Genomic DNA, 12,052 nt, shown 5'->3' with positions numbered 1-12,052 from the left:
CTGTGCCGGAGCCGATTACGCGCATCGAGTTCCGTGCCCTGCCCACACCGACCCCCACTACCGACGACGACATCACTGTAGTCATCGGTCGGCAAAGTGCCGGGGTTTCGGTGAAGTTGCCGGCTGCTCGAGTGGGTCAGCTGGGTTGGCGGAGCGGGAGGCCGGCGGCCCGGTAGATGGCGTCGATGACGGTCATATTGTCGATCGAATCCTGGGGCGGGGTTTTCACCGGTTCACCGCGGAGTACGGCCGCGGCGAAGGCATCGAGTTGGAATGCGTAGGTGGGTCGGTGGGTGAATCGTTCGACGCGCTTGCCGCGTTCGGAGCGGACGGTGAGTCGGTGCGGGAATTGGGGGCCGATGAAGTTGAGGATGTGAAGTTCGCCTTGCTCGCCGATAACCCGGGCGGTCGCGCGTAGTAGGTCCGAGGACCACATCGAACAGCGGATGCTCCCGGTATGGCCGCTCGGGAAGGCGAGTTCGGCGGTCATTGCGCGGTCGATGCGCGGATCGCGGACCTTCGCCTGTGCCGCGGTGACTTCGGGGTTCTCACCGCCGAGTACGCGCGCCATGTGGACGGCGTAGCAGCCCGTGTCCATCAATGCGCCACCGGCGAGGTCGTAGTTGTAGCGGATATCGGAGAACACGGGCAGGGGTATGCAGAACGCAGCTTCTACCCGGACCAGTTTGCCCAATTCGCCCGAGGCTATGACCTTTTCGGCCGCCAGCGTCAGGGGATGGTAGCGGTAATGGAATGCCTCCATCACCACACGATCGGAATCCTTTGCCAGGTCGGCGATTTCACGGGCTTCATCGGCATTCGCGGTGAACGGCTTCTCGCACAGCACATGCTTTCCGGCGGCGAGCGCGGCGCGAGTCCATTTGCCGTGCAACCCATTCGGCAGCGGAATGTAGACCGCATCCAGGTCGGGCGCGGCGATCAGCTTGGCGTAGTCGTCGTACACCCCGTCGATGCCGTGCTTGCTCGCATAAGCCTTGGCCCGCCCGGGATTACGGGCGGCCACGGCCGCGACCTCCACCTCCGGGTTCTTCTTGGCCGGATTGATCAGGGCCGAGGGTGCGATGCGCGCCGCACCGAGGATTCCGATTCGCAACGGTGCGACCGCGGGTTCGTTCATCCCGACACCGTAACCGCTGACACCCCGCCACCGGGAGATGAAGAACTGCGATACAGCGCGGTCGCGCCGCCGAATCAGGTCGTGACTACGAGTTTTCCGGTGGCGCTGCCGGATTCCATAATGCTGTGGGCCTCTCGGATCTGGTCGAGGGTGAAAATGCGGCTGATTGGGACGGTGAGGGTGCCCGCTGTCACCTCGTCGAGGAAGTTCTGCAGCACCTCGGCGGGGAGGTCGCCGGATTCGCCACCGTAGGCGGCCAGACGGACACCCCGCGGGAGGTAGCCGATCGGGTAGAAGTTCTCCACCGTCCAGACGTTGGAGAGCATGCCGGTGAAGCACACGACACCGTGAAAACGGGTGGCGTGCAAGGTATCCGGAAGGGTGGGCGTACCGATCAGTTCGAGCGCTACGTCGACGCCGCCGTCGACGAGCTCGCGCACGGCCGGGGCGACCTCGCCGTCGTCCAGGACGACGTGGTCGACGCCGACACCGCGCAGGGCCTCGGCCTTATCCGGATTTCGGGTGGTGGCCAGCACCATCATGCCGCGCTGCTTCGCCAGCACCGCGGTACACATGCCGATCGAGGAGGTGCCGCCGCGAATCAGAATCGACTGGCCGGGCTGCGCGTCCAAGCCGACGGTGAGCGAGCCGTAGGAGGTCTGCAGCATCTCCGGAATCGCACCCAGAGTCGCCCACGGCAATGTGCTCCGGAACGGAATCACCTGTCCCACAGGCACACACGTGTACTCGGCGTACCCGCCGTCGAAGGTGCGTCCCATCCCGCCCATGAGCGTGGCCACCTGCTGTCCGGGTTCGAATTCGCCGCCGGGGCACGCCTCGACAATCCCCGCCGCCTCGATACCGGGTACGCGCGGAAAGACCACGCCCTCCGCCAATCCCAGCCGGGTATGCAGTTCGGAGCGATTGAGTCCGAAGGCCATTACCCGAATCAGCACCTGCCCGGGCTCTGGCACCGGTATCGGCAGATCCCGAATCTGCAGCGCCTCGGGCGGTCCGGGCGCATCGAGAACCACCGCGCGCATCGTCTCGGCCATTCGCCACCCTCTCGATCATGAACGGATGCGGATCAGTATGGCGCGCGGTATCGCTACTCGGGGAAGGGGCCGAATTCGCCTGACTGGTAGTCGAGTACGGCCTGCTGCAATTGCGCCTGATTGTTCATGACGAACGGGCCGCCCATGGCCACCGGTTCCCGCAGCGGTGCGCCGGTCCAGAGCAGAAAATGCAGCGGCTCGGAGCCGGTATTGCGCACCTGCAGCGAGGTGGCCTCACCGGGATCGCGTTCCAGATGCACGGCCTGACCGGAATGCGCTGTGTCACCGGCGAATTCGCCGTGACCGGCGACTACGTAGGCGAATCCCTCCTGATCCGGGGGGATTTCCTGGGCGAACCCGGCTCGCGGTTCCAGCCGTGCGTCGATCATGGTGACCGGCACATGATTTCGTGCCGGACCGACCACATCGCCGGAGCGTCCGGAGAACACCCGCACCCGCACCCCCGCTTCCCGGCGCACCGGCATCTGCTCCCCGCGCAGATCCTGATAACTCGGCTCGATCAGCTTGTCGGCGGCGGGCAGATTCAGCCACAACTGCAGGGTGTGCACGCCCCGGCCCTCGAACGCGGTCTCCGCGTGCAACAACCCGCGTCCTGCCGTCATCCATTGCGCGTCACCGGGATTCAGCACACCATGGCCGCCGCGATTATCGCGATGCTCGAGCTCGCCCTCCACCACATAGGTGATTGTTTCGAAGCCGCGATGCGGATGCCAGTCGAAACCCGTTGTGCTGAACCAATCTTCCATCAGCGCCAGAAATGGATCGGTCGCCGTCGGATCGCCGGGCGGCAGCACCATGGCATTGCGATCGACCTGGGCATTGGGTCCACCCATGGTGCGATCGGTGACACTCTCGACTCCACGTGCGGGCAGCATTGTCGTCATGATCGGCCCTTCTGTCGGTGGGACGGGGACGGCTCAGCTTTCCCCGGCGTTCTGCGCCGCCTGCAGAGTTCCCCCATCGACCGGCGTGAATCCGGCACCGGCGATGAGCGGTGCGACCACGGCGGCCGCAGCGGGATCATCACTCCAATAACGCATTTCGGTGCGTGGACCGCCCTGCTGCCCGCGCTGTCCGTCGGCGAGCAGATCCGCCGCGAGGCGATCGCCGAAGGTGCGGACCAGCCGCACATCGCCGAGCATTCGCAACTGGAATTGCGGACTGGTGAGCCCGTCCGGGACGGTCAGTGGGGTGGGTACCCCGTTCACCTCGGTGAGCGGATTGCTCGGGTCGATGACGATACGGCCCGTCAACGCACTGCCGTACTCCTCGCCGATAGCGGGAAAGGCCTGCCACCAGACCGCGATGACCACGACATCGGACTTCTCGATCGCCTCGAGTGGCGTGACGGCGGTGGCCGTGGGGCCGAGTTCGGCGGCCAGTTTGTCGGGTCCGCCCGGGTGGGCGGCGCTCAGTAGTACCTCGTGCCCGCCCGCGGTGAGTAATCGGGCGAGATTGCCGCCGATGCGGCCGGTGCCTATCAAGCCAACGCGCATTGCCTGCCTCCTGGTCGATTGGGGCCGAGCAGTGACCTCAACATGCTACATAGCAATGCTCAGGCAAACCTGGAGCGGATCGCTGATCGGGTTCGGCTCGCCCAGTCGCGTTGCACGCGCATCGAGCTTGTAAGCCGGGTCACACAAACGCGCGGCTAGTGACCTCGGCTATCAATACGCTTTCTTGGCTACCTGTCAGTAAATTCTTGCTGGATACTTGACTAGGGCGCTCGAAAAGGCCTCGAAACCGAATCCATGTCCGTGATCGAGCAAGGAAACCAACGAAGTGATCAAGTTCAGCAAGGTTGCCGCGACGTCGGCCATGGTGATCGCGGCTCTCGGCATCACTGCCGGAACCGTTCACGCTGCCCCCGCCCCCGCTCTTCCCGCTGTCCCGGACATTGTCAACGGCCTGAACCAGGCGGTGGACGGCCTCGTGCCGTCGATCCACTGGAACGCGGCCATCGAAGGTGACTCGGTGGTCCTGACTACCGACGCCGGTGCCCTGACCACCAAGGATGACCAGTTCCAGGTGCTCGACAATCGCGGCGGTCTGGTCACCGCGTTCCCGCTCGGGTTCGTCAAGGACGGCATGCAGTACCCGATCCATGCCGCGATCGACGGCCTGCGCGCAGTGCTCACCCCGGATCTGAATCCGGCCGCCGCGCGCCCGGCCGATCTGGCGGTGCACGAAGTGGCGCAGCAGCAGGCGTTCGATGACGCCGTATCGGCCGCCAGCTCGCAGTTCGGCATCATCACCGCTGTCGGCACCCTCATCGGCACCCTGGTCGGTGGCATCGGCGGTTGTGCGCTGGGTGCGTTCCTGGGCACCCCGGTGCTGCTGCCGGGCTGGGTCGGTGGCTGCTTCACCGGCGCGCTGATCGGTATCCCGCTGGGCGCGGCCGCCGGCCTGGTTCTGACCGGTGTTCCGGCCGCGATCATCGTCGGCATCGGGTTCTTCCAGCGGATCAATGATCCCGCGAATCAGTAGTAGCAGCGCGCTGTAGCAATAGGGGCCCGTACCAATCCGAAGATTGGTACGGGCCCTCTTCTATGTACTGAAAGTTTGCTTGAAGCGGCCTGAAAAGACCGTTTGAACATGAACTGTAACCGAAACGTGCTTGAAGACCCATTGTCGCCACGATTTAGCAACACGTTGGCAACACTTCACCACGACTCTTGTCACCAGGTGCTCGACGAGGACCTGCTCCCCAAGACAGGGGTCCCGCCCGCTGCAGAAAGCGACGAGAAGTCATGCGTTTCAAGAAGTTCGCCGCAACCTCCGCTCTGGCCATCGCGGCCCTCGGTATCACCACCGGCACCAGTTACGCCGCCCCGGCCGACGCGCCGGAGGCCATGGCCATCCACTACGACGCCAAAATCGAAGGCGCATCGGTGGTTCTGAAGACCGATATCGGCTCACTGACCACCCAGGGTGATCAGTTCCAGTTGCGTGACCCGCAGGGCGGCCTGGTCACCGCCTTCCCGCTGAACTTCATCAAGGACGGTCTGGCCTTCCCGATCGCGGCCCAGATCGACGGCAACACAGCCACTTTGACGCCGAATATGGATCCGGCCGCCGCCCACCCGGCCGATTTGCCGCTGCAGAATGTGGCCAGCCAGGCCGATCAGGATGCCGCCTTCTCGGCAGCCTCCTCGCAGTTCGGTGTCATCACCGCTGTCGGCACCATGGTCGGCACGCTCATCGGTGGTATCGGCGGCTGCGCCATCGGCGCGTTCCTCGGCACCCCGATTCTGCTGCCGGGCTGGGTCGGCGGCTGCATGGCCGGTGCGCTGGTCGGTATCCCGCTGGGTGCCGCCGCGGGCTTGGTGCTGACCGGCGTGCCCGCCGCGCTCGGTGTCGGCATCGGCTTCTTCAGCCGCGTCTCCGCTCCGTAATCACCTGCACCACAACAAGCTTCGGGCCGAATCGCATAAGCGATCCGGCCCGAAGCCGCTGCGGATGTCCGGTGACTAGGACTGCGCGCACACACCGTTGAGGATGGTGGTGGCGGTGCCGATGCTCGCCACATCGCCGTTCTTCAGCGCATTGGCGTACGCGGCGATAGCGGTGCGCTCCTGACCGCCGGCATCGATGGCCAGCAGCTGGTCGGCGACGCGGACCTCCAGGTCGTGATCCGGTCCGAGCGCCGTCACGCCACCCAGTACATCGGCGACCTGAGCGCAGGCGGGGGACTGGGCGTTCGCGGTGCCGGCGGGCAGCACCAGCAAGGCGCCGACGGCCGACGCGGCCAGCAGGGTGGAGGGCAGGATCTTGCGCATACGTTCACTCCCGGGAACTCGGTGGCAGGGTTTGCCGAATCGAGTTTGCCTGATGTTCAGTGAAAAACGATCACGGCCCTGCGAAAAACTTTGCAGGGCCGTGCATTCGCGCAGGTAGGGGATTAGCGAGGCTTGCGTTGCAGCAGCGAGTCGCGAATCAGGATCGCCGCCAGCAACACCGCGAAGCCGATCAGGAAGATGTATCCGGTATGGCCGCTGCCCGACGACGCGCCCTGCGGGCCCTCGAAGAGCATGGCGAGCAGGATGACGACGACGACCCAGCCGGCGGTGCGGAAGGTACGGCGCGATTCACCGCTCCAGCCCCATGCGGCGGACGGAACCTCTGCGGTGTCGACCTTGGTCACGACATCGGCGCTGTGGACGGATTCCAGTTCCGTGGCGGCCACTTTCGCTCCTTATAGGCTCGAATCGAATACTCGCCCATATCGTGGCATACGACCCTGTGTCGTAGCCAGCAGGGTGACGGCAGGGCGGCATGTCACCGCGCACACGGCCCGGACAGGGGCGGCGACAGCCGATTACGCGGCAAGGGAGAATGGAACGCGTGTCCGACGTTGTGAAGGTTCTGCTGCTGGGCAGCACGGGTTCGATCGGTACCCAGGCGCTCGAGGTGATCGCCGCCAATCCCGACCGGTTCGAGGTGGTCGGATTGGCTGCGCGGGGAGGTAATACCGAGCTGCTGGCGCAGCAGATCGCGGCCACCGGGACTCGGAACGTGGCGGTGGCCGATGCGGCGGCGGCGGCGAAACTCGGTGTGGCGCTTGCCGGTCCGGATGCGGCGACCGAGTTGGTGCGGCGTACCGATGCCGATGTGGTGTTGAACGCGCTGGTTGGTTCGCTCGGATTGGAGCCGACTCTCGAGACACTGCACTCGGGGCGACGGCTCGCGCTGGCCAATAAGGAGTCCCTGGTCGCGGGTGGCTCATTGGTGACGAAGGCGGCCAAGCCCGGCCAGATCGTGCCGGTCGACTCCGAACATTCGGCGCTGGCGCAGTGCCTGCGCGGTGGTCGCGCCGAAGAGGTGCAGACGCTGGTGCTCACCGCCTCGGGTGGCCCGTTCCGCGGCTGGACCTCCGAGATGCTCGAATCGGTGAATCCGGCCGAGGCCAAGACGCATCCGACCTGGTCCATGGGGCCGATGAATACGCTGAATTCGGCGTCGCTGGTGAACAAGGGCCTCGAGTTGATCGAGACGCATCTGCTGTTCGGTGTCCCCTATGACCGCATCGAAGTGACCGTGCATCCGCAGTCGATCGTGCATTCCATGGTCACCTTCTACGACGGTTCGACCCTGGCGCAGGCCAGTCCGCCGGATATGAAGCTGCCCATCGCGCTGGCTCTGGGCTGGCCGGACCGGGTGCCCGGCGCGGCCGCCGCTTGCGATTGGACTACGGCCTCGACCTGGACTTTCGAGCCCGTCGACAACGAGGTCTTCCCCGCGATCGAACTCGCGCGTCAGGCCGGAATGGCGGGGGGTTGCGTGACCGCGGTCTACAACGCCGCCAATGAGATCGCGGTGCAAGCCTTCCTGGACGGCGCGATCCGGTTCCCCGAGATCGTGCGCACGGTCGCGCGGGTCGTGGAGTCCGCCGACCGTTGGACCGCCGAACCCAGTACCTTGGACGAGGTGCTCGCGGCCGATACGTGGGCGCGAGAAACCGCGCGCATGATCGTGCGCGGCTGACTTCGGAAGGGTTCGATACCGCATGGTCTATGCGATCGGCTTCGCACTGTTCGCCCTCGGTATCACCGTGTCGGTCGCGCTGCACGAGTGCGGCCACATGTGGGCGGCACAGGCGACCGGCATGAAGGTGCGCCGCTACTTCATCGGCTTCGGCCCGAAGGTGTGGTCCACCACGCGCGGTGAGACCGAATACGGTTTGAAGGCTTTGCCGCTGGGTGGTTTCTGCGATATCGCCGGTATGACCGCTCTCGACGAACTCGATCCCGAGGATCTGGACCGGGCCATGTACCGGCAGAAGACCTGGAAGCGGATGTTCGTCATGTCCGGCGGCATCCTGATGAACTTCTTCCTCGGTTTCCTGCTCATCATGTTGCTCGCGATCGTGTGGGGCCTGCCGCGCTTCGATCAGCCGCCCGCCACCCAGCTCGGCGCGATGAACTGTGTGCAGGCGCAAGGCGCCGATCAGAAGTACATCCCCTGCACCGGTGACGGCCCCGCCCAGCGCGCGGGCCTGCAGCGCGGTGACCTGGTGACCGGCGTCAACGGCGTTCCGATCAAGACCTGGAACGAATTCCGCGAGCAGACCGAGAAGCAGACCGGCCCCTTCACCTATTCGATCGAGCGCGACGGACAGAAACTCGCCATCCCCGTCACCCCCGAGATCACCACCGCGTACCCCGTGAGGGACGGCGCCCCGAAGCAGGTCGCCAAGGTAGGCGTCGGCCAGGACAGCTACGGCCCCGTCAAATACAACGTCCTCGCCGCCATCCCCGCCGCGGGCGCGTTCACCGGCGAAATCGGTGTCCGCACAGTGCAATCCCTGGCCCAGATGCCCGCCAAGGTCGTAGACCTCTGGCACGCCATCACCGGCGGCGAGCGCGACCCCGAAACCCCCGTCTCGGTCTACGGCGCCAGCAAGATCGGCGGTGAAACCGCCGAACACGGCCTCTGGTCCCTCTTCGTCCTCACCCTGGCCAGCCTCAACTTCTTCCTCGGCGCCTTCAACCTCCTCCCCCTCCTGCCCCTCGACGGCGGCCACATGGCAGTGGTCATGTACGAAAAAATCCGCAACGTCCTCCGCGGCCGCAAGGGCCTCCCCGACGGCCCCCCCGTCGACTACCTGAAGCTCCTTCCCGCAACCTACGTAGTCGTAGTCCTGGGCGGCTCCTACATGCTCCTCACCCTCGTCGCCGACATCGTCAACCCGGTCAAGCTCTTCCCCTGACCGTCCGTGCCAATCCGTGGCGGCCGATCGGTGTTGCCGGACCGGCCGCCGCTGCTATGAGCGGTTTACCAAGATCAACGGAACTCTGTGGCGGCATCGTGCGAGTGGCGAACGCCCTCAGGTCCCGTTGATCATGAGGTCGGCTGTGGGGGAGGTCTCAGGCGGTCAGCTCGTTCAGGAGTTGGCGGCAGAGGTGGTCGGCTCGGCGGGTGGTTTCTGGTTGGCGGAATTCGGGGGTTAGTGAAAGCACTTGGGTGGTGGCGGTTTCTATGTCTATGAGGTGGCCTATGGAGACGAAGACAGGTTTTACGTTGCTGCGGGTTCGCAGGGCTCGGCCTACTACGTCGCCGTCGATGGTGATGTCGGTGGAGGAGCCTCGCTGCGCTTCGGGCATCTCGTAGTCGCCCCAGGCGTTTTTGGCTACGCCCAGCGTGGGGATTCCGGTGAGTAGGCCGATGTGGCAGGCGAAGCCGAAGCGGCGGGGGTGGGCCAGGCCCTGGCTGTCGCAGATTATGAGATCTGGTGTGGTGGTTAGGGTTTCGAAGGCTGCGAGGGTGGTGGGGAGTTCCCGGAAGGCCAGTAGGCCGGGGACGTAGGGGAAGTCTGTGGTGCCTTGGGCCGTTGCGGTTTCGACGGTTTCCAGGGTTTCGGCGTCCAATACGACTATGGCGGCGACCACATTTCCGGCGTCGTCGTAGGCCGAGTCCAGTCCGGCTATCGTGCGGAAACGCGGTGGGGTGGGGTTGCGGGGGATAACCTGGGTGCGGAGTCGATCTTGAAGTGCCACTGCGTCTTCGGGTGTGCGGGGCCAGGGATCGGGGTTCGCTACCTTCACTTTTCGAAACGTATACCTTCTCGCCGTCTGCAACGAATACATGGGCGTAGGCCCCGGCCGATTCCGAGCCGTATGCCGAGCACGGGTAGCCTTGTCGCCGCCGTCACAGGGCGACCGGTATCCGCGCCTCGGTAAGCTCGGGACGGAACGGGTGAGCACAAGACGAAAGTAGGCAACTGATCGTGAGCAGTGCCATCGCATTGGGGATGCCGGCCGCACCGGCCGCAGTCCTCGCGCCCCGGCGCAAGACCCGTCAGTTGATGGTGGGCAAGGTCGGCGTCGGTAGCGAATTCCCGATTTCGGTTCAGTCCATGACCACCACCAAAACCCACGACATCAATGCCACCCTCCAGCAGATCGCCGAGCTGACCGCCTCCGGCTGTGACATTGTGCGTGTCGCCTGCCCGCGTCAGGAGGATGCGGACGCGCTGGCGATCATTGCCAAGAAGTCGAAGATCCCCGTGATCGCCGATATCCACTTCCAGCCGCGCTACATCTTCGCCGCCATCGACGCGGGATGTGCTGCGGTGCGGGTGAATCCGGGCAATATCAAGGAATTCGACGGCCGTGTCGGCGAGGTCGCCAAGGCCGCCGCAGCCGCGGGTATCCCGATCCGGATCGGCGTCAATGCCGGTTCGCTCGACAAGCGCATGCTGGAGAAGTACGGCAAGGCCACCCCGGAGGCCCTCGTGGAGTCCGCGCTGTGGGAGGCGAGCCTGTTCGAGGATCACGGCTTCGGCAATATCAAGATCTCGGTCAAGCACAATGACCCGGTCGTGATGGTGGCGGCGTACCGTCAGCTGGCCGCGCAGTCCGATTACCCGCTGCACCTGGGTGTGACCGAGGCCGGTCCGGCGTTCCAGGGCACCATCAAGTCCGCGGTGGCGTTCGGCGCGCTGCTATCGGAGGGCATCGGCGATACCATTCGCGTTTCGCTGTCCGCCCCGCCCGCCGAGGAGATCAAGGTCGGCGATCAGATTCTGCAGTCGCTGAACCTGCGCCCGCGCAAGCTGGAGATCGTCTCCTGCCCGTCGTGCGGTCGCGCACAGGTCGATGTGTACACCCTCGCCAACGCGGTCTCCGCGGGTCTCGAGGGTATGGAAGTGCCGCTGCGCGTTGCCGTTATGGGCTGTGTCGTGAACGGTCCCGGTGAGGCCCGCGAGGCCGATCTGGGTGTGGCTTCCGGTAATGGCAAGGGCCAGATCTTCGTCAAGGGTGAGGTCATCAAGACCGTCCCCGAACACCTGATCGTGGAGACCTTGATCGAGGAGGCGATGCGCATCGCCGAGCAGATGGGCGAGGCCGCCGGATCCGGTTCTCCGGTCGTGAGCGCGGGATAACACCTGGTCGGCGCTCGGTCCATACCAATAGTGCGGCACGTTTTCAGAAGTTCTGGCAGGCTGTGAACGTGCGGAGTGTGCTGGAGCCGACTCGCCGGGGTAAATCCTCCGGCGCCCAACAGCTCGTGAACCGCGATCTGCCACAGGTTTTGCGTGTCCTCGACACCGATCCGGTGGCGAGTTGCATGGTGGCGGCCCGTTTGCAGGAGTACGGGCTGGACACTCACGGCGCGTACGGCGAACTGTGGAGTCGCGGCGGGCCGGGTACTTCGCTGTGCTTCTCGGGTGCGAATCTGGTGCCGCTGCGCGGTGGCCGGGCCGATCTGCGTGCCTTCGCCGAGCGCGCGATCCGTAGTCCGCGGGCTTGCTCCTCGGTGGTGGGCCGGCGTGAGCTCGCGCTGCCGCTGTGGGAGCTGCTCGCCGATCATTGGGGTCCGGCCCGCGATCTGCGCGCCGATCAGCCGCTGCTGGCCCTGGACAAGACCGCGGGTGTGGAGCCGGATCTGCGGGTGCGCCGGGTCCGTCCGGAGGAGTTGGACCGGTATCTCGTTGCGGCCGTTGCCATGTTCACCGAGGAGATCGGTGTGGACCCGCGTGCCGGGGACGGTGGCCGGGGTTATCGCCGCCGGGTGGCCGGGCTCATCGAATCCGGCCGGGCCTGGGCGCGTTTCGAGGACGGTGAGGTGGTCTTCAAGGCCGAGGTGGGTTCGCTGTCCCGCCGCACCGGTCAGATTCAGGGCGTGTGGGTGCATCCCGAGCATCGCGGTCTCGGTGTCGGCACCGCGGGCACCGCGACTGTCGCGAATATCGTGGTCGCTTCGGGTCGTACCGCGAGCCTGTATGTGAACTGCTACAACGAGGTTGCCCGCCGCGCGTATGCGAAGGTCGGATTCCGGCAGATCGCAACCTTCGCGACGGTGCTGCTCGACTGATCCATTTCCTGTGATGTAACCG

At 65.4% G+C, this 12,052-nt stretch carries 12 protein-coding genes and 1 pseudogene; 6 read left to right on the top strand and 7 right to left on the bottom strand.

Annotation, left to right across the window (positions count from 1 at the left end):
* Positions 1–136: 136 nt before the first annotated feature.
* The 4 genes and pseudogenes from GFY24_RS26430 to GFY24_RS26415 form a co-directional block, all read right to left on the bottom strand.
* Positions 137–1,138, bottom strand: a complete 1,002-nt coding sequence (locus GFY24_RS26430; protein ID WP_153807810.1) for a Gfo/Idh/MocA family protein — start codon at positions 1,136–1,138, stop codon at positions 137–139.
* 74 nt (positions 1,139–1,212) lie between these two features.
* Entirely contained in the window at positions 1,213–2,193 is a 981-nt protein-coding gene (locus GFY24_RS26425) for a zinc-binding alcohol dehydrogenase family protein (protein ID WP_153807809.1), read from the bottom strand.
* 53 nt (positions 2,194–2,246) lie between these two features.
* Positions 2,247–3,098, bottom strand: coding sequence for a pirin family protein (locus GFY24_RS26420; protein ID WP_228566682.1), 852 nt, complete (start codon positions 3,096–3,098; stop codon positions 2,247–2,249).
* A 33-nt stretch (positions 3,099–3,131) separates the two neighbouring features.
* Positions 3,132–3,722 (bottom strand): annotated as a pseudogene (locus tag GFY24_RS26415) (NADPH-dependent F420 reductase); the annotation flags it as partial.
* A 274-nt stretch (positions 3,723–3,996) separates the two neighbouring features.
* Here GFY24_RS26415 and GFY24_RS26410 point away from each other — a divergent pair.
* Together GFY24_RS26410 and GFY24_RS26405 are read left to right on the top strand one after the other, a co-directional pair.
* Positions 3,997–4,701 (top strand): hypothetical protein, encoded by a 705-nt coding sequence (locus GFY24_RS26410; RefSeq protein ID WP_153807807.1) that lies wholly within the window; start codon positions 3,997–3,999, stop codon positions 4,699–4,701.
* Between the two features lie 263 nt (positions 4,702–4,964).
* Entirely contained in the window at positions 4,965–5,609 is a 645-nt protein-coding gene (locus tag GFY24_RS26405; protein WP_153807806.1) for a hypothetical protein, read from the top strand.
* A 75-nt stretch (positions 5,610–5,684) separates the two neighbouring features.
* On the opposite strand, the gene GFY24_RS26400 is transcribed toward GFY24_RS26405, so the two are convergent.
* Together GFY24_RS26400 and GFY24_RS26395 are read right to left on the bottom strand one after the other, a co-directional pair.
* On the bottom strand, positions 5,685–5,993 hold the full coding sequence (locus tag GFY24_RS26400; RefSeq protein ID WP_153807805.1) for a hypothetical protein: 309 nt from the start codon (positions 5,991–5,993) through the stop codon (positions 5,685–5,687).
* Positions 5,994–6,115: 122 nt separating this feature from the next.
* On the bottom strand, positions 6,116–6,400 hold the full coding sequence (locus tag GFY24_RS26395) for a DUF2631 domain-containing protein (protein WP_309231355.1): 285 nt from the start codon (positions 6,398–6,400) through the stop codon (positions 6,116–6,118).
* A gap of 149 nt (positions 6,401–6,549) precedes the next feature.
* On the opposite strand from GFY24_RS26395, the gene dxr reads away from it, so the two are divergent.
* Positions 6,550–7,698, top strand: a complete 1,149-nt coding sequence (gene dxr / locus GFY24_RS26390) for a 1-deoxy-D-xylulose-5-phosphate reductoisomerase (RefSeq protein WP_153807804.1) — start codon at positions 6,550–6,552, stop codon at positions 7,696–7,698.
* A gap of 22 nt (positions 7,699–7,720) precedes the next feature.
* Positions 7,721–8,923: an RIP metalloprotease gene (locus GFY24_RS26385; RefSeq protein ID WP_153807803.1), complete on the top strand. Its 1,203-nt coding sequence runs from the start codon at positions 7,721–7,723 to the stop codon at positions 8,921–8,923.
* Between the two features lie 157 nt (positions 8,924–9,080).
* Here the strand turns inward: GFY24_RS26385 and GFY24_RS26380 are convergent, their stop codons facing one another.
* Positions 9,081–9,758: an endonuclease V gene (locus tag GFY24_RS26380; RefSeq protein WP_309231354.1), complete on the bottom strand. Its 678-nt coding sequence runs from the start codon at positions 9,756–9,758 to the stop codon at positions 9,081–9,083.
* A gap of 206 nt (positions 9,759–9,964) precedes the next feature.
* Between GFY24_RS26380 and ispG the strand changes: the two genes are divergently transcribed.
* Positions 9,965–11,098 carry a flavodoxin-dependent (E)-4-hydroxy-3-methylbut-2-enyl-diphosphate synthase gene (gene ispG, locus GFY24_RS26375; RefSeq protein WP_153807913.1) on the top strand — a complete coding sequence of 378 codons (1,134 nt, stop codon included), beginning with the start codon at positions 9,965–9,967 and terminating at the stop codon, positions 11,096–11,098.
* Positions 11,099–11,166: 68 nt separating this feature from the next.
* On the top strand, positions 11,167–12,030 hold the full coding sequence (locus tag GFY24_RS26370; RefSeq protein ID WP_309231352.1) for a GNAT family N-acetyltransferase: 864 nt from the start codon (positions 11,167–11,169) through the stop codon (positions 12,028–12,030).
* Positions 12,031–12,052 lie beyond the last annotated feature (22 nt).

The sequence above is a fragment of the Nocardia sp. SYP-A9097 genome, assembly GCF_009649815.1.
GTDB lineage: Bacteria > Actinomycetota > Actinomycetes > Mycobacteriales > Mycobacteriaceae > Nocardia.
The sequence above is the reverse complement of the archived record's forward strand: the minus strand, read 5'-3'. Positions and strand labels throughout refer to the sequence as shown.